Raw genomic sequence first — 18,811 nt, forward strand, 5'->3', positions numbered from 1 at the left:
TGTTTATTATTGTCCCAGATTTCGGGGCGATAAACAAGGAGGGCCGCCAAGTTTGACGTCTGGATATGCATGGGTTTCCCCATGGATGAACAGCAGCTCGTAAGTGGCCGAGATGCCGCCGGGGACGGCGTAGCGTCGCTCATATTGCTGGAACATGGCCGTAAGCAGCCTGCGGTACCCGAGTCCCCGTGAGGATGCGGCGGAAGCTCCCGCTCCGGCCGCCTTCACGGAGTGGAGGAAAGCGCGGACGCCGGCATGCGTTTCCGTATGCAGGGCCTGCCCGGACCGGATCCGAGAGAAGCCGGCATGCTCCAGCAGCTCTGTCCAGTCGGTTGCCGGCAAAAAAGAAAGGCCGTGCCGCTCCGGCTCCGTGCCGTACATGCGGTGAGCGGCGGCAAACGATTCGTGCAGCTCATGGAATGTAGCCGGCCCGAAGGTGGCGAACGCCAGGAGGCCGCCGGGCCGGAGCAGCCGGCGAAGCTCCACAGCCGTCTTCCGTGGATCCGCCAGCCATTGAAAGCAGGCGCTGGAAACGATCAGGTCGTAGGAAGCCTCCGGCTGATCCCCGGCCCACTCTTCCGCGTTCGCTCGAAGAAACCTGGCGCGGCCGGCATAGCCGGCAGACTCGATTCGAAGGCCGGCCATGTCCACCATTGCCTGGGCAATATCTACAGCCGTAATCCTGAAATCCGGCCGCGCGTGCAGCAGCATTTCCGTCAAGCTGCCCGTTCCGCAGCCGATTTCCAGCACTTCAATGCTCCCGGCCGTATGCGCAGCAGGCTTCCAGTCTGCAAGAGAGGAAGCAAGCTGTCCGGCCATATCGCGCTGCACGAGCGCATGACGGTCATACGATTCTGCTGCGCTTTTATTGAATTGCCGCTCAATAGAATTTCTGTCCGCACTCATTCCGCCAGCTCCTCACTTTCTCCGCGATCTCTTCCTCTCTGCCGAGAAACGGAGCATGGCCGCAGCCGGGCATCGCAGCGAGCTTCGCGCCGGGAAGCCCGGCAGCCATTTCCTCAGCCGCTCCGAAAGGGCAGATCGTATCCGCAGTTCCGTGCACGAGCAGCGCCGGACACCGGATGCCCGGAAGGGTGCCGGTGTAATCCTCGCGCCGCAGCAGCTGCAATCCGGCCAGAAGCGACTCCGTGCTCCAGCCGCCTCCCGGCGGGAGCTGAGAGCCGAGCCCCGCTTCCGATTCCTCCTTTGTCAATACAGCCTTTCGAAATTGCTCTTCAACCGCCTGTCTGTCTCTTCCGAGCTGCGCCGCCATCTGCCGGACATAGCCGTCCGGCCAGCCCAAACCGGACTCTTCTCTGCCGCGGGTAAACTTCGCCGTTCCGGACAGCAGCAGCAGTCCGTCCGCCAGGCCCTCATCGGCCAAACGCAGCGCGAGCAGGCCGCCCAGCGACCAGCCCGCGGCGATGAGCGGGCGCCGCCCGCCCGCCGCTTCAGGCAAAGCCCTTACGCTGCGCGCCGTCTCCAGCACATACGCAATCATCTCATCAGCCGACTCGGCTTTGGCATAATCGCAGACGATATGCCCGTATTCCGGCAGCTGGACCTGCAGCTTATCGAATGCCGATGCCGGCATACTCCAACCGGTCAACCACAGCATCGTGCCCGCTTCCATCATGGCGCGGTCACCGCCAGTCCCAAGGCAGCCGCAGTTCTGCCGATAACCTCCGCCGCGCGCCGCAAATCCGCCTCCGTATGGGAGGCGGACAGCGAGAAGCGGATGCGCGCCGTTCCCTCCGGCACCGTCGGCGGACGGATGGCCGCTGCGGCGATCCCCTCGCCGGCAAGCGCATCGCTAAAGCGCAGCGATGCGGCGCTGTCGCCCGCCATCACCGGAATAATAGGCGAGTCGCCCGCAGCAACCGCAAGACCCGCCTCGCTTAACAAAGCGCGGAACAGCTTGGCGGATGCCAGCAGCCGTTCGCGCCGCTGCGGCTCGTTTTGAATCAGATCCAGCGCCTTAGAGACACCCGAGACGACGGCTGGCGGCAGCCCCGTCGAATAGATGAGCGGTCTTGCCGTGTTCAACAGCCATCTGATCAGCGTTGTGCTGCCGGACACATACGCTCCGTAAACGCCAAACGCTTTGCTGAACGTTCCCATATGGATGTCCACCTCCGAGGATATCCCCAGCCGATGCGCCAAACCTTCTCCGCAGGAGCCGTATATCCCGCCGCTGTGGGCTTCGTCGACCATCAGCATCGCCTCGTGCTCCTTCTTAATCCGGACAAGCTCTTGAAGCGGCGCGCAGTCCCCGTCCATAGAGAAGACCGCGTCCGTCACGATCAGCTTCCGACGATTCCCGGCATATCTGGCAAGCAGCCAGCTCAAATGCTCCATATCGCCGTGGCGGTATCTCGCATGCTCCGCACGGCTGAGCGTAATGCCGTCCACGATGCTCGCATGGTTCAAGCGGTCGCTGAATACAACGTCGCCCCTGCCTGCAACCGCGGAGATAACGCCTATATTCGCCGTATAGCCGCAACCGAACACCAGCGCCGCCCCGCTCCCCTGCCAGGCGGCCAGCTCCTCCTCCAGCTTGCGGTAAGGGGGACGGTTGCCGGTCACGAGCCGGGACGCCCCGGAGCCCGCTCCTTCCACTTCAAGCGAACGGCTCATCGCTTCGATAATGGCGGGATGCGCGGCCAGCCCGAGATAATCGTTGGAGGAGAGGTCGAGCATTTCCCGCCCCTCCCTCAGCAAATACCCGGGTTTGCCGGCAACCCGGGCGCTATCGTTCCATTTGCGCTCCAGCGACTTGCCCGCCCGTTCGGCGAGCTCCTTTTCCATCCACTCTATCATGCCGTCTACCGCCTTATATGGCTTTCATTTCGATTTCGAACCCCAAATCCTCGATGATCTGGTGGTCCGCCGACACATCCTGCCCTTCGGTCGTCAAATAATCGCCGACAAAAATCGAATTCGCAGCGTACAGGGATAACGGCTGAAGCGTCCGCAAATTGACCTCGCGTCCTCCGGCCACCCGGATTTCCTTGGATGGACAGATCAGACGGAACAAAGCGAGCACCTTGAGCGCCTTCATCGCCGGCGTCCGGCCTGCGTTCTCTAGCGGCGTCCCCGGAATCGCGTTCAGGAAGTTCACCGGAATCGAATCGGCGTCAAGCTCTCGGAGGGCAAAAGCCATGTCCACGATTTCGCGGTCCGATTCCCCCATGCCGATAATGACGCCGGAGCACGGGGACATGCCGGACGCTTTTGTCTTCTCCACCGTTTCTACCCGCTGATCGTATGTATGCGTCGTCGTAATCGCCGAATAATTCGTTTTGCTCGTATTCAGATTGTGGTTATAGCGGTGCACCCCGGCTTCGGCCAGCTGCTGCGCTTGACCGTCCTTCAGAATGCCCAGGCAGGCGCAAATTTTGAGCGGCATCGTGGCGCGGATTTCCTTGACCGCCTCGACGACCTGGCCCAGCTCCCGGTCTGTCGGTCCCTTTCCGGCCGCTACGATGCAGTACGTGCCCGCCTTGCGGTTCATCGCTTCGCGGGCGCCGGCAAGCAGCGTCTCCTTGTCGAGCAGCGTGTATTTTTTGACCGGCGCCGTCGACACGATCGATTGCGAGCAGTAGCCGCAGTCCTCCGGGCATAGTCCGCTCTTGGCGTTAATGATCATGTTGAGCTTAACCCGTTTGCCGTAAAAATGCTTCCGTACCGCAAAAGCCGCCTGAAGCAGCGGCAGCACCTCATCGTTGTCCGCCTCCAGCACGGCGAGCCCTTCCTCGGCCGATAAGCATTGCCCGTCAAGCGCTTTGCGCGCGAGCTCCATCCAATCCTTGCTTGCGACAATTTCACTCATTAAAATGCTCCTCTCCAAATGTTCCTGCTATTGCTTGCCTGATCGGCCCCAAATCGACCGTTTCACTCACGGCGCGGACAAGCTCCTCCCTACGGGACGTGTCCCGAAGGTGCGGCAATGTTCCGAGCACCTTCACACCGCCGTAATGTCCGATCAGCTCTGCGTTATGGACCACGCTCGGATCATGCCCGGCAGCCGGCGGTTCCCCGTCGCACAGCACAACGCCGGCCAGCGGGATGCCGCGTCCGCGCAGCATGGACACGGACAACAACGTATGATTCACCGTGCCGAGTCCCGGCCTGGCGACGAGCAGCACGGGCAGACGAAGCCGCCCGATCAAATCGACGACCATCGCGTCGTCCGTTAAAGGCACGGCGAGTCCGCCCGCCCCTTCTACGAGCAGCGCGTCGTACCGGGCCATCAGCGGCCTGCCGGCATCGACGACCGTGTCCAGCGTCAGACGGACGCCTGCCAGCTTGGCGGCAAGCGCCGGCGCCAGCGGATCCGCAAACGTATAGGAAGCGATCTCCTCCGGCCTCTCCCCAATCCCGGTCCCCTGAAGCAGCCGCTCGGCATCCGTCTCCCCGGAGCCGATCAGCACTCCCGATTGAACCGGCTTCCAGACGCCGGCCCGGCAGCCTTCCGCCCGAAGCGCCGCGGCCACGGCTGCCGTCACCACCGTCTTGCCTACGCCGGTGTCGGTACCGGCCACAAACAAGCCCCGATACTCCTGCATGACTGCAGCCCCCGTCACTTCGCACCCCATCCGTTCTCCGTTACGTCGATGACGGCATTGCTCAAAATGCGGATCATATCGGCAAGCTCCTGCTCCGTGCTGGCCAGCGGCGGAATGAGCACGATCACGTTGCCGAGAGGCCTCGTCAGCAGACCCAGCTCCCTCGCTCTCATAGCCGTGCGCACCCCGATGCGCTCGCTCCACTCGTACGGCTCGCGAGCCGCCTTGTCCTTGACCAGCTCGATGCCGATCATCAGCCCTTTCTGCCGGATGTCGCCGACATGCGGCCGGTCAATTAGCGGCGCAAGCTGCTCCTCTGCCTGCGCGGCCTTCGCCCGCACTCCCGCGACGATGCCGCGCTCCTCCATCAGCAGCAGGCTCCGGAGCGCAACGGCGCAGCCAAGCGGGTTGCCCGTAAAGGAATGGCCGTGGAAAAAGGTTTTCCGTTCCTCGTAATCGGCGTAAAAGGCGTCATAGATCCGGTCTGTAGCCAGCGTCGCCGCCACCGGCAGGTACCCGCCGGTCAGCCCTTTTCCGACAATCATCAAGTCGGGCGACACCGCTTCGTGATCGCAGGCGAACATTTCGCCCGTCCTCCCGAAGCCGGTCGCCACCTCGTCGGCGATGAACAGCACGCCGTACCGCCGGCAAAGCGCCGCCATCTCGCTCAGGCAGCCCTGCGGCATAACCATAATTCCGCTGGCCCCCTGCACGATCGGCTCCACGATTAAAGCCGCAATGCTGTCCGCTTTTTCCTCCAGCAGCCTTTTAAGACGATCAATCGTCGCTGCGGCAGCCGCCTCCGCGCCTCCCTGGCGGTACGCATCCGGATACGGGATGGCGTACGACGGAAACAGCATCGGACGAAACAACTCGTGGTACATCGGGATCGCGCCGACGCTGACCGCGCCGATCGTATCTCCGTGATAAGCCTGATTCATCGTAATAAAAGAAGTTTTGCCGCGAACGCCGATATTGTGCCAATACTGAAAAGCCATCTTCAATGCGATCTCGACTCCGGTCGCTCCGGCATCGGAATAAAACACCTTCGTAAGCCCCTTTGGCGCGATCCGAACGAGCTTCGCGGCCAGCTCGATCGACGGCACATTGGCCATGCCGAGCAGCGTCGAGTGCGCGACCTTCTCCAGCTGCTCCGTCAGCGCCCGGTCCAGCTCCGGTACCCGGTGCCCGTGCACATTCAGCCAGACGGAGGAAAACCCGTCATAATAGGCGCGGCCCTCCAGATCGTACAGCTTGACCCCTTCACCCCTTTCGATAATCAGCGGGTCCCCGCCGTTGTAATCCTTCATCTGCGTAAAAGGATGCCATACGTGCGCCTTGTCCAAGGCGGCCAGCTTATCCTGCGTCAATGTCATAAAGCGCGATCTCCTTCCGGCAACAATATGTTAACCTGTTTAAATTATTTTTGGTTAACAATTAACTTTAGCCATTCTAGCAGACGCAGACCGCCATGTAAATATAGGAATCGCAGCAAACGGATCGAAATATTAATCTTGCTATTTCTACATTTTTCCACTATTATTGCTATTGAAATGATAGAATTAGGCACTTTTACCTAGTCATGTAGTCTATAAGTTCATAAAGGCAAACTCATTGAAAAGTGAGGACGCAAAACTAGAGGGGCTAAAATGTATGGTCTGTACATCATGCCAGCCAGTTGCTGATCCATACAATCGTAAATCAAGCAACTCTCCTTTCGGGCGGGGTTGCTTTTTTTTCAATATAAGAATGTATAGACCAAAGGACGGCGACAGCCGTTTACACTTGTTCCAACGATACGGAGAGGGAATCATGTTATTATTTCAATTTTTCCGCTCGCTCAGAAGCAGGCAGCCGGAGCATCCCGCCGCAGCCGGACCGCATAGCGGAGAGACTGAGCATGCTATGGACGTCCTGATCGACGCGGTACCCGATTTTATCCAGTTGAAGGACGGGGAAGGCCGCTGGCAAAGGGCAAATACGTTCGTCTTGTCTTTATTCGGGCTGCATGACGACTGGTATATCGGCCGGAAGGACGATGAGATCGCCGGCTATTACGGAATCTGCGGCGAAACGCTGCTCAAGTGCTCCAGCCGTGACGAAGAAGCATGGAATACGGGGGAAGTCATCCGCTACGAGGAACGGCTGACGCCAACCGGCGGACAAACGGGCATATACGAAATGATCAAAATTCCCGTCTTCAACCCTGACGGCAGCCGTAACGGCCTCGTCACCGTCGGACGCGACATCACCGAAAGAAAACGCGCCGAGCAGCTGAACCACTATTTGGCTTACCACGATTCGCTGACCAAGCTGCCCAACCGGAGCTCCTTCAAGGAGCATCTGAAAGGGGCCATTCTCGAAGCGCGAAGCAGACAAAGCAAGCTTGCCGTCATTTATATGGATATGGACCGCTTCAAATATATTAACGACTCGTTAGGGCACTCCGTCGGAGACCTGCTGCTGGGGCAGATCGCGGAGCGGCTGAACCGGTGCCTGGACGGCAAAGGCACGCTCTACCGGCTGGGCGGGGACGAGTTTGCGATGCTGCTTCCCCGGATTGAAGGACCGGGCGACGCGGTTGAAATCGCCAAAAGAGCGATTACCGCCATTGACCGCATGTTTATCGTCGACGAATACGAGCTTTACATTACGACTAGCGCCGGCATCAGCTTTTACCCGAACGACGGCGAGGACGCCATGTCGCTGATGAGGTATGCGGACACCGCCCTTTACCGCGCCAAGGAGCAGGGCAAAAACAACTATCAAATTTACCACTCCTCCATGAATATTCAGACGTACAAAACTTTTATGCTGGAAAAGGATTTAAGAAGGGCGCTGTCGAGGGAAGAGCTGGAGCTTTATTACCAGCCGCGCCTGGATACGGGGACCGGTCAAATTATCGGCATGGAGGCTTTGATCCGCTGGAATCATCCCGAGTGGGGGCTCGTCTCCCCTGTTGAATTCATCCCGCTTGCCGAAGAAACGGGCCTGATCGCCGCGATCGGGGAGTGGGTCATCGATTCGGCCTGCACTCAGAATAAAACGTGGCAGGAGCAGGGGCTGCCGAACGTCCCCGTGTCAGTCAATATTTCGGCGCATCAATTTATGTGCAAGGAATTCCACGCGAGCATCGAGCGAATGCTGGCCGTCGCAGGCCTGAGCCCGCAATGGCTCGAGCTCGAAATTACGGAAAACATCGTCATGGATAACGACCAGCCGGTCATTCAAACCGTGCAAAGCCTGCAAAAGCTGGGCGTCTCCATCGCCTTGGACGACTTCGGCACGGGCTACTCCTCCCTTTCGTATCTGAAATCGTTCAAAGTAAACACAATCAAAATCGACAAAACGTTTATCCGGGATTTGACCCTGGATTCCGAGGAATATTTTATTATCAAGAGCATCGTTCAGATGGTCAAAAGCCTGCATATCCGCGTCGTCGCGGAAGGCGTCGAGGAGGAAGCTCAGCTGCGCATTCTCCGCTCCCTGGGCTGCGACCAGGTACAGGGTTATTTGTTCAGCAAACCGGTACCGGCAGCCAGGATGGGGGAGCTGCTGCGCCGCGGCACGATCTCCCGCCAGCCCGCGCAAGACGGCACCGGCCGGCCGGCGGGCAATCATCGCCAATATTTCCGGGTTCCCTTCCCCTACGGCCTCAGCTCCGGCATGACGATCGTCCAGATCGGCAGCAAGCGGCTGGAGCTTGGCAGAACGGAAGTGCTGATTGAAGACATCGGGCTCGGAGGCTTAAGGTTCCTGTCGGTCGTCAAGCTGCCGGTCAATCCCGAAATCCTTATCGAATTCGAAACGACGCTGCTCGGCAGAACCGTTGCCTTCAAAGGCATTGTCGTCTGGAAGCAGGAGCTGCCGGGGGACCACTTGTTTCAGTACGGCTTCAAATTTATGATTGACGAAGCCGGGCAAGCCGCTTTGTCCCGCCTGCTGAACGCGTTAACGTTCGCGTTCAAAAAAAGTCCGCTGCCGGACGGCTGCAGCTGGATTCAAACGGACAAGCTCCATTATTTGAAATCGTATATGGACAAATCGGGGGACGGCGTGCAAGCGTAAACCGCTAACGCCCTTCTTATCTGGCCGCCCAAAGCATTCCCCTTTGCATAAGGGTCAGCACTTCGGGCAGCTTTACGATATCCGCGGTATGACCAAGCGCATTATAATAGACGCGCCCTCTCCCATAGCCTTTGACCCAGATGACCGGCATGAAGGTCGGACGCCACACCTGCGGCTGATGAACGCCGTAATAAGATGTTGCGAGTACGTGGATGGAAGGATCGATGAGCATATAATAGTGCTCGGTCTCGATCGTGAAATCCGGCAACCCCCGCGTAATGTAGTGATTTTTATCGGTGAAGATCACCGTAAAACGATTTCCCGGATGAGCGGTAAAGACGCCGCCGACCATTAACTGATAGCGCTGCTCGCCCGGGAGTGCATCGCCCATTCCGCCGTGGAGGCCGGCAACGCCAGTGCCGCCTTCGACCGCCGCCAGAAAGTTGTCCAGCTGGCTTGCGGTAATCGTACCGCCCGTATAATTCGGTACGATGAGATCAAGCCCGGCGATTTTTTCCTTATCGTCGAATACGTCCCAGCTGCCGTATTGCTCCACCTCGAAGCCTTCGCGCCCCAGCAGCCAGGCTAACAGCGCCCCGATCTCCTGCGGCTGATGAAATTCTGGACCTCCCGTTACGATCAGCGCTCTTTTAGCCATTGCCGTATCCTCCCTTCACGCTGCTTCCTTTCTACAATGAATATGCCGGGAACCGGTGAGATAGCCTATGCAGCAATATATTAGAAAAAAAGAAACCCGGCGCCGTTAAACGCACGTCGGGTTTCCTGCAATTGAAGAAGCCGCCCCTGCAAGGACGGCTCCCGTATTAATCCCGGCTGATCAGCTTGGAAAGCAAGCGCAGCATTTCGATATACAACCAGACCAGCGTCACCATCAGCCCGAACGCCCCGTACCATTCCATGTATTTTGGCGCGCCGTGACGGGCTCCTTCCTCGATGAAATCGAAATCCAGCACAAGGTTGAGCGCCGCGACGATGACGATGACGACGGAGATTCCGATTCCGAGCAAGCTGTTGTCGTGCAGATAAGGCACCGACAAGCCGAAAAACCCTAAAATGAAGCTGACCAGATAAACAAGCGCAATGCCCGCCGTTGCGGCGAATACGCCCAGCCTGAAGTTTCTGGTCGCCTTAATGATCCTTGTCTTGTAGGCGAACAGCAGCGCAAGGAACACGCACATCGTCAGCAGAGCCGCTTGAAGCGTAATCCCGTTGTATAACGCTTCGTAGTTCGCCGAGAGGGCGCCGAGGAACAATCCCTCGCAGGCTGCATATACCGGCACCAAAAACGGCGCGGTCGTCGGCTTAAAGCTGATAATCAGCGCGAGGATAAAGCCGGCGATGGCCCCCCCGATGGCAAAAGGAAAAACGTTTTGCCCGTCGGCGTGCATCGACCAGGCCGCAAAAGCGCCCCCGAGCAGAATCGCGAGCGTAATAAACGTCTTGTTCACGGTTCCTTCGATCGTCATAGCTCCCTGCGAGGAATAACCCTTGCCTTGAAACGTGCCTTCTTTCAATGTCGGATTACCGCTTCGTCCCAACATCCTTTCATCTCCCCTATTAATCATGTTTAATTCCAACACAATTTTACAACAGATTCCTACAACTCGTCCCCGATTTTTGTTATCCGGACCGCCGCAATTTACGCAAAACCCGACTTTTCCGGCCCCTCCATACGCGTAAAAAGGCCGGAGCATCAAGCTTTCCGCCATCCCGACAAGGGGGTAACATAATTTGTCTAAACTTTTTTTTGATCGCCATGCACAAAGCGACACACCTTCCAAATTCGCGTTGATATAATCTAGCTATCTTCTTCATAACTATGTCGGGAGGAATGAAAATATGAAAGGTATTTTCTTATTCATCTACAAGTTTATGATGGCGATTAGCAAAATGTATATTAAACAACAAACGGAGCAAGCCCCGGAAAGACCTCCTTATCTAGGCGTCATTTGCTCCTTTGAGGCGTTTGTCGCAGAGAAGAAAATGACAACTAGCAGCCCTCCTATAAATGAATACCGTGCAGCACCGCAGCCGGCGTCCATCCCGAAACGTACGGCGGCAGCGAACTCCCGGACCGAAACCCGGACCGAATGGCAAATCTGGTGCGAGAACAACCGAATGCTGTTCCGCAACACCGCTTAGATGATAGGGAAGCCCCATACTCTAGGAAAGGAGCGCCGCTTGGGACAAGCTTGTCAAGCGTAAACGGCTGTCGCCGTCCTTCGGAGGCACAGCACACGTTTTAAAAAAAGATCTATTAAGGAGGAATAATCTATGAAAGCGATCTTTTTATTCATTATGAACCTTATGAGATTAATTATGCAGGCTGCCTCCAAACGGACCGTTCATACGCAAAACGCCGAAAGCCAAGGGGTCGTCTACCCGTTCGAAACACATCTGGCCAAAAAGCAGGCTGAGCGCCGCGCAATCCAGGATAGAATGCTGCAGCGTACGGAGAAGATCTCCGCCGGCCAGCCTCAGAAGCGACTTCGTCCTCATCCGGATGCGGAGTGGAGAACCTGGCGCGAGAACAGACGCAGACTGTACCGGAGCTCGGCTTGATCCGTTGCGGCAGGGCGGGGCTTACCGACTGTCTGCCGCTGCTAGATGCGCTCGTATGGAAGACGGATAGAATGCCTAATATTGTATTTTTGACAAGATTGCAGACAGCGGAGGTGATAAATGCCGATTTTGTAAACGAATGAGATGACCCTTTGCCATAAAAATGACGAACCCCGCGGCTAGATCGCCTATGCTTGCACGGGCAACCGGCAGCTAGCTGCCCCCTCCCCCTCCTTCCTCCTTCACCTTTTATGTTAAGGCCTCCTCTCCCGTGCTTCACAGGGCGACGAAGCCGTCCATCCTCCCGGGATAGACGGTCTCGCCGCCCTTTTTGTGTGCCGGGTGGCATAATGACTTTCACTCATCTGCTCCCCTCGCATACGCACCTTGAGCTGGAATGCACTTTGTACACTGGAATGAGACTGCACGGACCGGTCTGCAGCTTCTGCTGTACTTTGTGCATCAGATTCTATTTGAACAATACTCCTCGACTGGTTTAAGGCCACATGGATGAGAATCTGCTGCATGAACTGCAGCAGAATACATCGCGGCACCTCGCATGTCAGATATCTGCTGCATTTTATGCAGCGGAAGATTCGGCCTGTCCACGAACCCTCACAGCTAACGATCCCTTCCCAATTAGCCGCGTGCTCCCCGCCATATTCCCCTCTATATGCCTTCCATACGCCCCTCTCCCTCCATATTCTGTCTTCCAAATCCCCTTCTCCTTCCATATTCTTCCTCTCGCATGCCCCTCTCTCCATACTCCATATCCCCCCTTCACCCGCCTCCCCTTCTTCGCATTTGCTTAACATAACGTTAATCCCCGCCAAACGATCTCCTGCTACGATGGAACAAATGCGAATAGAGCGAGGAGGAGAAATCATGCGGCTGGCGATATTTTCCGATACCTTTCTACCGCAAATCAACGGAGTTTCCCGAACGCTTCAAAGATTAACCGACCATTTGCATCTCCGCGGCATCGAGCATCTTGTATTTACTCCAAAATCCGGCAAAGAAGCGGACCTGGCAAGCCCGCTCCGGCCTATCTCCAGCATCCCGTTTTTCCTTTACCCGGAGTGCAGGGTCGCCCTGCCGAATATGGCGGCGGTCCGCCAGGAGCTGCTCGCCTTCAAGCCCGATCTGATTCATATCGCTACCCCCTTCAACCTCGGGTTAAGCGGTCTGCATCTCGCCCGCAAGCACGACATCCCGCATGTCGCTTCCTACCACACCCACTTCGACCGCTATCTCGAATATTACCGGATGAAAAAAATGATCCCCCTGTACTGGTCTTACATGAACTGGTTCCACCGCTCCTGCGAAGCCGTCTTCGCCCCTTCCCGCGAAACGATGGACACCCTCCGCGCGCATGGAATGCACCGTCTGCGGCTCTGGTCCAGAGGCGTCGACTGCCAGCTCTATTCGCCTGCCAAACGAAGCCATGACATGCGCGAACGCTATGGCATTACGGCTCCGCTGCTGCTTCTCTATGCCGGCCGCATCGCACCCGAGAAAGATATCGGCACGCTCGGCGCCGTCATGAGAGCGCTGCCCGGCTCCGTGCAGCAGCGCGTCCACTGGATTATCGCCGGGGACGGACCGAACAGGCAGGAGCTGCAGGAGCAAGCGCCCGCGAACGTCACGTTTGCCGGCTATCTGCACGGCGAGGAGCTGGCGCAGGCGTATGCCTCATCCGATATGTTCGTATTCCCGTCGGCCAGCGAAACGTTCGGCAACGTGGTGCTCGAAGCGATGGCATCGGGACTGCCGGTCATCGGAGCGAACGCGGGCGGCGTGAAGGAGATCGTTGCGGACGGCGTCAGCGGCGCACTTTGCGAGCCGCGCAACACGGAAGACTTCGTCCGTGCGATCGCCCGCTGGGCCGATTCCCCCGAGCTGCTCGGCGCCATGAGCCGCGAATCCCGCCGTCAGGCGCTTGGCCGTTCCTGGACTTCCATCTTCGACCGTCTGCTCGAGGACTACGGGCATATTCTCGACTCCCGCCGCTCCGGCCTCGAGCATGGCATCTTTTCCGCTTAGCCCTCGCCTTCCATGCTGCCGGCGATTGCATATTTTCCCCGCCTGCGGCTAATGGTACTAGTGACCATTTATGGAAAGGATGAAAATAGGGACCATGGAACAGGAAAACCGGGAAATGACCTTAACCAACCGGCAGGGACATCCGATTTCGGATAACCAGAACATAAGGACTGTCGGAAGCAGCGGCCCGTCGACGCTTGAAAATTACCATTTTATCGAGAAAATATCGCATTTCGACCGCGAGCGCATTCCGGAGAGGGTCGTCCATGCCCGCGGCGCCGGCGCCCACGGCTATTTTGAGGCCTACGGCAAGGCCGGCGACGAGCCGGTATCCGTTTATACCCGCGCTAAGCTGTTTCAAGAGGCCGGCAAACGGACTCCCGTGTTCGTCCGGTTCTCCTCGGTCGTGCATGGCGGCCACTCGCCCGAAACGTTCCGCGACCCGCGGGGCTTTGCGGTCAAATTTTATACCGAGGACGGCAACTGGGATCTGGTCGGCAATAATCTGAAAATTTTCTTCATCCGCGATCCGCTGAAATTTCCCGATATGGTTCATGCGTTCAGGCCGGACCCGGTGACGAACCTCGGCAACCCGGAGAGAATGTTCGATTTTGTCTCCAATACACCTGAAGCCACTCATATGATTACGTTCCTGTTCTCTCCGTGGGGGATACCGGCCAATTACCGGCAGATGCAGGGCTCCGGCGTAAATACTTACAAATGGGTGAACCAGGACGGAGTCGGGGTATTGGTCAAATACCACTGGGAGCCGCTCACGCAGGGGATTAAAAACTTAACCCGGCAGGAGGCGGAAGCGATTCAGGCCAAAAACACGAGCCATGCGACCCAGGACCTGTACGAGGCGATTGAAAGGGGCGATTATCCGGAGTGGGAGCTTTGCGTCCAGATTCTAAGCGACGGCGAGCATCCTGAGCTCGACTTCGACCCGCTTGATCCGACGAAGCTGTGGGATCACGAGAAATTCCCGTTTCTGCCGGTAGGCAAGATGGTGCTCGACCGCAATCCGGAAAATTATTTTGCGGAAGTCGAGCAAGCCGCCTTTGGCACGGGAGTATTGGTCGACGGCCTTGACTTCTCCGACGACAAGCTGCTGCAAGGCCGCACCTTCTCCTATTCCGATACGCAGCGCTACCGGGTGGGCACGAACTACCTGCAGCTTCCGGTCAACGCGCCGAAAACTCATGTCGCCACTAACCAGAGGGACGGCCAGATGGCATTCTCGGTCGACCGGGCGCCCGGCCAAAATCCTCATGTCAATTATGAGCCTTCGTCGCTCGGCGGGCTTCAGGAAGCCGCCCCCGCAGGCAAGGAGCATCAGCCCGCCTATCAGGCGAAGCTGGTCCGGGAGAAAATCAGCAGGCCGAACGACTACGGCCAAGCGGGAGACACCTACCGCAAGTTCGAGGATTGGGAGCGCGACGAGCTGATCGGCAATCTGGTCGATGCGCTTAAAGTATGCAAGCCTCACATCCAAGAAAAGATGATCGGGCACTTCACGAAGGCCGATCCCGATTACGGACGGCGCGTGGCCGAGGGACTGGCTTCGGCACAAGCCGACAGGAGCCACATGGCCTCTGATTCAGCCAGAGAAGGCGCAGAGACCGCCGAGCGTTCCGGCAAGCGAACGGACGGATACTAAAAACTCAAAAAGGCTGAAGGACCATGACGGCTCCTTCAGCCTTTTGTATGCGCCGCGCGCCCGATTCAGCGGAACTTGTCCGGAAACTGCTTGATAATGCCTTCCGTAAGCGCGTCCGCCAGTACTACGATGTGGTCGACTCCCCTGTCGTATGCGCTGATATCCGCATCCCAATTTTGACCGAGCCTAGCCGTTACCGCTTCCGTTACCAGCCTCAAATGCTCGTGCAGCAGATCCTTTAAGGTGTTTTCAGGCCAGTTAGGGTTAGCGGACGCAAGAAATTGTGCGATCGTGTCCGCATTTGCGTACCATTCTTTATTGAACTTCTCCACATCCGCGGTATTGCCTTTTTTGGCCGCATCGAGAATTTTACCGGCCAGCAAAATGTGCTGGCGCAGAAGCTCGGTCAACTTGTTGCCCGCCGCCTCTCCGTAATACGGCTTGATGGCGTTGCCGATATCCTGCTGGTTTTTAAGCAGCCTATCCAGCACCTTCTGCTGGTCAGGCGCTCCCGCGACTGCACTTACAATGTAATTTCTCGTCCAGGTGACATGATCCATCCACAGCCTTCTCATGTCCTCCTTCAGCTTCACCTTCGACGCGCTCAGGCATTGCCCCTGCGCCGTTTCGCGCGCGCTGCCGGCAGCCTGGGCCGTTAACGGCGCCATGCACAGCACAAAGCACAGAGCCAGCACAGCGGTTCTCAAAAACCGGAAATTCATGAAAGTACTCTCCTTCGCGGAAAATTTTAAAATCTCCGCCACTTATTGTGTTCTATTTTGTCCGTTTCATTCGCCGTTTGATTCAGCATTGCCATCTGGTCTAATATGGAAGAACCAACGAAAAGGAGCTGACCCCGTACCATGGAAATGAAGCAGGAAATGATAGCCCGGTTTATTTCGTACGCTAAAGTGAACACTCAATCCGACGACAGCAGCCCGTCCTGCCCTTCCACGCCCGGACAGCTGACGCTGGCGGGCATGCTTGTCGAAGAACTGAAGGCCATCGGCATGCAGGACGTATCGATGGACGGGAACGGTTATGTCATGGCTACGCTGCCGGCCAATACCGGCAAACCGGTCAAAACGATCGGCTTTCTTGCGCATGTAGACACGGCTACCGACTTTACCGGCGAAGGCGTCAACCCGCAAATCGTGAACAGCTACGATGGAAATGACATCGTCTTGAACGAGGAGCAGCAGATTATCCTGTCTCCGCGCGAATTCCCGGAGCTGGCCGGCTATAAGGGGCATACGCTCATTACGACCGACGGCACCACCTTGCTTGGCGCGGACGATAAAGCCGGCATTGCCGAAATTATGACGGCCATGGCGTATTTGATCGCCCATCCGGAGCTGAAGCACGGCAAGGTGAGGGTCGCCTTCACACCGGATGAAGAGATCGGCAGAGGGCCGCACAAATTCGACGTTGCAGCATTCGGTGCGGATTATGCGTACACGATGGACGGCGGCCCGCTCGGCGAGCTTCAATACGAGAGCTTCAACGCGGCGGCGGCGAGCATTACCTGCAAAGGCAAAAACGTTCACCCCGGCACGGCAAAGGGCAAAATGGTCCATGCTGCGAAAATCGCAATGGAGCTGCACGGCCGCCTGCCCGCTGCGGAAGCGCCCGAGCATACCGAGGGCTACGAAGGCTTTTACCATTTGACCTCCATCCAGGGGGACGTCGAGCAGACTCAGCTCCGTTACATTATCCGGGACTTCGACCGGGAGCGGTTCAATGGAAGGAAAGCCGAGCTGGCCCGGGTCGTAGAGGAGCTTAAGGCAAAATACGGCGGGGAGCGGATTTCCCTTGAGATAAAGGACCAGTATTTTAACATGCGGGAGCGGATCGAACCGGTTATGGAGGTGGTGGACATCGCCAGCCAAGCGATGGACAATTTGGGCATCCGGCCGGTCATTCAGCCGGTCCGCGGCGGCACCGACGGCTCCCAGCTTTCTTATATGGGGTTGCCTGCGCCGAATATATTTACGGGCGGAGAAAACTACCACGGACGCTTCGAATACGTCTCGGCAGACAACATGGTACAGGCCGTGAAGACGATCGTCGAAATCGTCCGCCTCTATGAGGAGCAAGCCTGACATCGCTCGGAAATCTATCAGCTCATAAATCTTCCATGCCAAAAACGATAAGTATCAAGTATACTTATATCGACAATACAAGCAGCCTGGATACTGCATGCCTTGGAGGATTTACTGTTGATGGACCGCATTTCCGAACAAAGACTTCGCCGACTGCTCGACAGCGTGGGCCACAATTCGCATTCCCATTTGTACGAATTGGGCGACAAACAATGGTTTTGGGAGACAGGGCATGAGGCGCTGATCGTATACCGCACTGCCGGCAAACGAAGAATCGTGCTCGGCGACCCGATCGGCACACCGGAAGCCGTACGACGGGTGCTCGGACAATTTATGGACGATTGCCGCAGGACCCGACACGTACCGGTGTTCTATCAGGCGAAAGCCGAATTTCTGCCCTACTATAAGGAGATGGGGCTCCTATGCGCCAAATTCGGGGAGGAAGCCCAAGTCGACCTGCCGGATTTTCATCTGAACGGGAAAAAATGGCTGAAGCTGCGCACCCGCATCAATAAATTCACGCGGAGCGGCTACACGCTGAAGGTGCATTACCCGCCTTACACCGCTTCCTTCCTGAGCCGTCTGCAAGCCATTTCCGACGATTGGCTCGATGGCCGGAAGGAAAAAAGCTTCTCCGTCGGCTCCTTCTCGCCCGAATATGTCAGCAGGTTTCCGGTTGCCGTGCTGACGGGTCCGGATGGGACCGAAGAAGCGTTCGTCACGCTGGCAGGGGATCACCGGCCGCACAAGGCGTCCCGCGGCTCGGACGCGCGCCGCCAGCTGACCGTCGACCTCATGCGTTACACGAAAGCTTGTCCGCACGGCACGATGGACTTTCTGTTTCTGTCCCTGTTCCTATGGGCCAAGGAGCAAGGCTACGGCGTATGCAGTCTCGGCATGGCTCCGCTTGCAGGGGCCGACGAGCTGCTCCTGGCCAGGCTGTTCTACAAATACGGCTGCAAGCTGTACAACTTCAGGGGGCTTTACGAATACAAGAACAAATTCGCCCCGCGATGGGAGTCCGTCTATCTGGCTTACCCTCCGGCCTCCCTGCCCGTTACGATCGCTTCGCTCGCTTATATCATTCACCGGCCTTATGCCGGGAAAGCGGCGGAGCAGCCTGCGCTCCCGGGCCGTTACGAGGAAAATCCGATTTTACGCAAAAGAGCCTGAATCATGTTGAAAAAGCCCTCTGCAGGCCAGAGGGCTTCCTTCATTCCAGCTTTCTTCTCGACAATACGGCTTTAATGATCAGTCCGGCGGCGACTCCCGTCAGAATGCCTGAAATGCCCAACCAGACGGCGCCCAGGAAATCCGTGGAATAGATGACGCCAACCGTGCCCAAATACGCTCCTGCTACAAACGGAATGGTGACATAAGGCGTCTTGCCTCCTCCCGCGTCCTTATAGGAATCCCAGATCGCGAACATGTAGACGCAAGGATAAAACATCAGCCACTGGTATTCCGCGTGGGCAATAGCCGTCGAGATATCCCCTTTGAAGCTGGATATGATCACTTGATTTAAATTAGATTGGACGTTAATCAGCAGCTCAAGGCCGATGAATAAAAGTCCCTTGAACAGCTTACCGTTCAAGATCTGCCCGAAGCCGGGCAGCGCTATGCTCCACAATAAAACCTCCATACGGTTAATCTCCTTCATCCGGCATTTTCCTCAGGACGGCAGTCTCCAAGGAAGCTGAACGGACTTTCTGCTCTTGCTGCAAATCATCATCTCCTTTGGTTGGACTCTAAAGACGCAAATCCGTTTTACATATAAGTAATTTATT

General features: G+C 57.1%; 16 protein-coding genes, 1 pseudogene and 1 riboswitch. Of the genes and pseudogenes, 7 read left to right on the forward strand and 10 right to left on the reverse strand.

The window, feature by feature from the left end; genetic code table 11:
* Positions 1 to 6: 6 nt before the first annotated feature.
* The 6 genes from bioC to bioA are packed head-to-tail and all read right to left on the reverse strand — an operon-like array spanning position 7 to position 5,944.
* On the reverse strand, positions 7 to 906 hold the full coding sequence (bioC, locus tag KP806_RS14650; protein ID WP_224724444.1) for a malonyl-ACP O-methyltransferase BioC: 900 nt from the start codon (positions 904 to 906) through the stop codon (positions 7 to 9).
* Positions 881 to 1,636, reverse strand: coding sequence for an alpha/beta hydrolase (locus KP806_RS14655; RefSeq protein ID WP_224724445.1), 756 nt, complete (start codon positions 1,634 to 1,636; stop codon positions 881 to 883). The genes bioC and KP806_RS14655 overlap by 26 nt, the downstream gene beginning before the upstream one ends.
* On the reverse strand, positions 1,633 to 2,820 hold the full coding sequence (gene bioF / locus KP806_RS14660; protein WP_224724446.1) for an 8-amino-7-oxononanoate synthase: 1,188 nt from the start codon (positions 2,818 to 2,820) through the stop codon (positions 1,633 to 1,635). The genes KP806_RS14655 and bioF overlap by 4 nt, the downstream gene beginning before the upstream one ends.
* 13 nt (positions 2,821 to 2,833) lie before the next feature.
* Positions 2,834 to 3,832, reverse strand: a complete 999-nt coding sequence (gene bioB, locus KP806_RS14665; protein WP_224724447.1) for a biotin synthase BioB — start codon at positions 3,830 to 3,832, stop codon at positions 2,834 to 2,836.
* A complete protein-coding gene (gene bioD / locus KP806_RS14670) occupies positions 3,825 to 4,568 on the reverse strand; it encodes a dethiobiotin synthase (RefSeq protein ID WP_224724448.1) in 744 nt (247 codons plus the stop codon). Before bioD ends, bioB begins: the two co-directional genes overlap by 8 nt.
* A gap of 14 nt (positions 4,569 to 4,582) precedes the next feature.
* Positions 4,583 to 5,944, reverse strand: coding sequence for an adenosylmethionine--8-amino-7-oxononanoate transaminase (bioA, locus tag KP806_RS14675; protein ID WP_224724449.1), 1,362 nt, complete (start codon positions 5,942 to 5,944; stop codon positions 4,583 to 4,585).
* Positions 5,945 to 6,162: 218 nt separating this feature from the next.
* Positions 6,163 to 6,254: riboswitch (cyclic di-GMP riboswitch) on the forward strand.
* Between the two features lie 126 nt (positions 6,255 to 6,380).
* Between bioA and KP806_RS14680 the strand changes: the two genes are divergently transcribed.
* Positions 6,381 to 8,636, forward strand: a complete 2,256-nt coding sequence (locus KP806_RS14680) for an EAL domain-containing protein (RefSeq protein ID WP_224724450.1) — start codon at positions 6,381 to 6,383, stop codon at positions 8,634 to 8,636.
* Between the two features lie 16 nt (positions 8,637 to 8,652).
* On the opposite strand, the gene KP806_RS14685 is transcribed toward KP806_RS14680, so the two are convergent.
* Together KP806_RS14685 and KP806_RS14690 are read right to left on the reverse strand one after the other, a co-directional pair.
* A complete protein-coding gene (locus KP806_RS14685) occupies positions 8,653 to 9,294 on the reverse strand; it encodes a ThuA domain-containing protein (protein ID WP_224724451.1) in 642 nt (213 codons plus the stop codon).
* Positions 9,295 to 9,460: 166 nt separating this feature from the next.
* Positions 9,461 to 10,198 (reverse strand): Bax inhibitor-1/YccA family protein, encoded by a 738-nt coding sequence (locus KP806_RS14690; RefSeq protein ID WP_224724452.1) that lies wholly within the window; start codon positions 10,196 to 10,198, stop codon positions 9,461 to 9,463.
* A 298-nt stretch (positions 10,199 to 10,496) separates the two neighbouring features.
* Here KP806_RS14690 and KP806_RS14695 point away from each other — a divergent pair, with 298 nt between their 5' ends.
* The 4 genes and pseudogenes from KP806_RS14695 to KP806_RS14710 form a co-directional block, all read left to right on the forward strand.
* The gene (locus KP806_RS14695) at positions 10,497 to 10,799 is read left to right on the forward strand and encodes a hypothetical protein (protein WP_224724453.1); all 303 of its coding nucleotides are present in this window, start codon (positions 10,497 to 10,499) and stop codon (positions 10,797 to 10,799) included.
* Positions 10,800 to 10,931: 132 nt separating this feature from the next.
* Positions 10,932 to 11,219: a hypothetical protein gene (locus KP806_RS14700; RefSeq protein WP_224724454.1), complete on the forward strand. Its 288-nt coding sequence runs from the start codon at positions 10,932 to 10,934 to the stop codon at positions 11,217 to 11,219.
* A gap of 885 nt (positions 11,220 to 12,104) precedes the next feature.
* On the forward strand, positions 12,105 to 13,262 hold the full coding sequence (locus tag KP806_RS14705; RefSeq protein ID WP_224724455.1) for a glycosyltransferase family 4 protein: 1,158 nt from the start codon (positions 12,105 to 12,107) through the stop codon (positions 13,260 to 13,262).
* Positions 13,263 to 13,374: 112 nt separating this feature from the next.
* A pseudogene (locus tag KP806_RS14710) lies at positions 13,375 to 14,922 on the forward strand (catalase); the annotation flags it as partial.
* A 65-nt stretch (positions 14,923 to 14,987) separates the two neighbouring features.
* Here the strand turns inward: KP806_RS14710 and KP806_RS14715 are convergent.
* Entirely contained in the window at positions 14,988 to 15,644 is a 657-nt protein-coding gene (locus tag KP806_RS14715; protein ID WP_397376403.1) for a glycosyltransferase, read from the reverse strand.
* Between the two features lie 147 nt (positions 15,645 to 15,791).
* Between KP806_RS14715 and pepT the strand changes: the two genes are divergently transcribed.
* Positions 15,792 to 17,024, forward strand: a complete 1,233-nt coding sequence (gene pepT, locus KP806_RS14720) for a peptidase T (RefSeq protein WP_224724568.1) — start codon at positions 15,792 to 15,794, stop codon at positions 17,022 to 17,024.
* Positions 17,025 to 17,144: 120 nt separating this feature from the next.
* The gene (locus tag KP806_RS14725) at positions 17,145 to 18,197 is read left to right on the forward strand and encodes a phosphatidylglycerol lysyltransferase domain-containing protein (protein ID WP_224724457.1); all 1,053 of its coding nucleotides are present in this window, start codon (positions 17,145 to 17,147) and stop codon (positions 18,195 to 18,197) included.
* Positions 18,198 to 18,237: 40 nt separating this feature from the next.
* Here the strand turns inward: KP806_RS14725 and KP806_RS14730 are convergent, their stop codons facing one another.
* Entirely contained in the window at positions 18,238 to 18,666 is a 429-nt protein-coding gene (locus KP806_RS14730) for a hypothetical protein (RefSeq protein WP_224724458.1), read from the reverse strand.
* Positions 18,667 to 18,811: the final 145 nt, after the last annotated feature.

The organism is Paenibacillus vietnamensis, from assembly GCF_020169515.1.
GTDB classification, from domain to species: domain Bacteria; phylum Bacillota; class Bacilli; order Paenibacillales; family Paenibacillaceae; genus Pristimantibacillus; species Pristimantibacillus vietnamensis.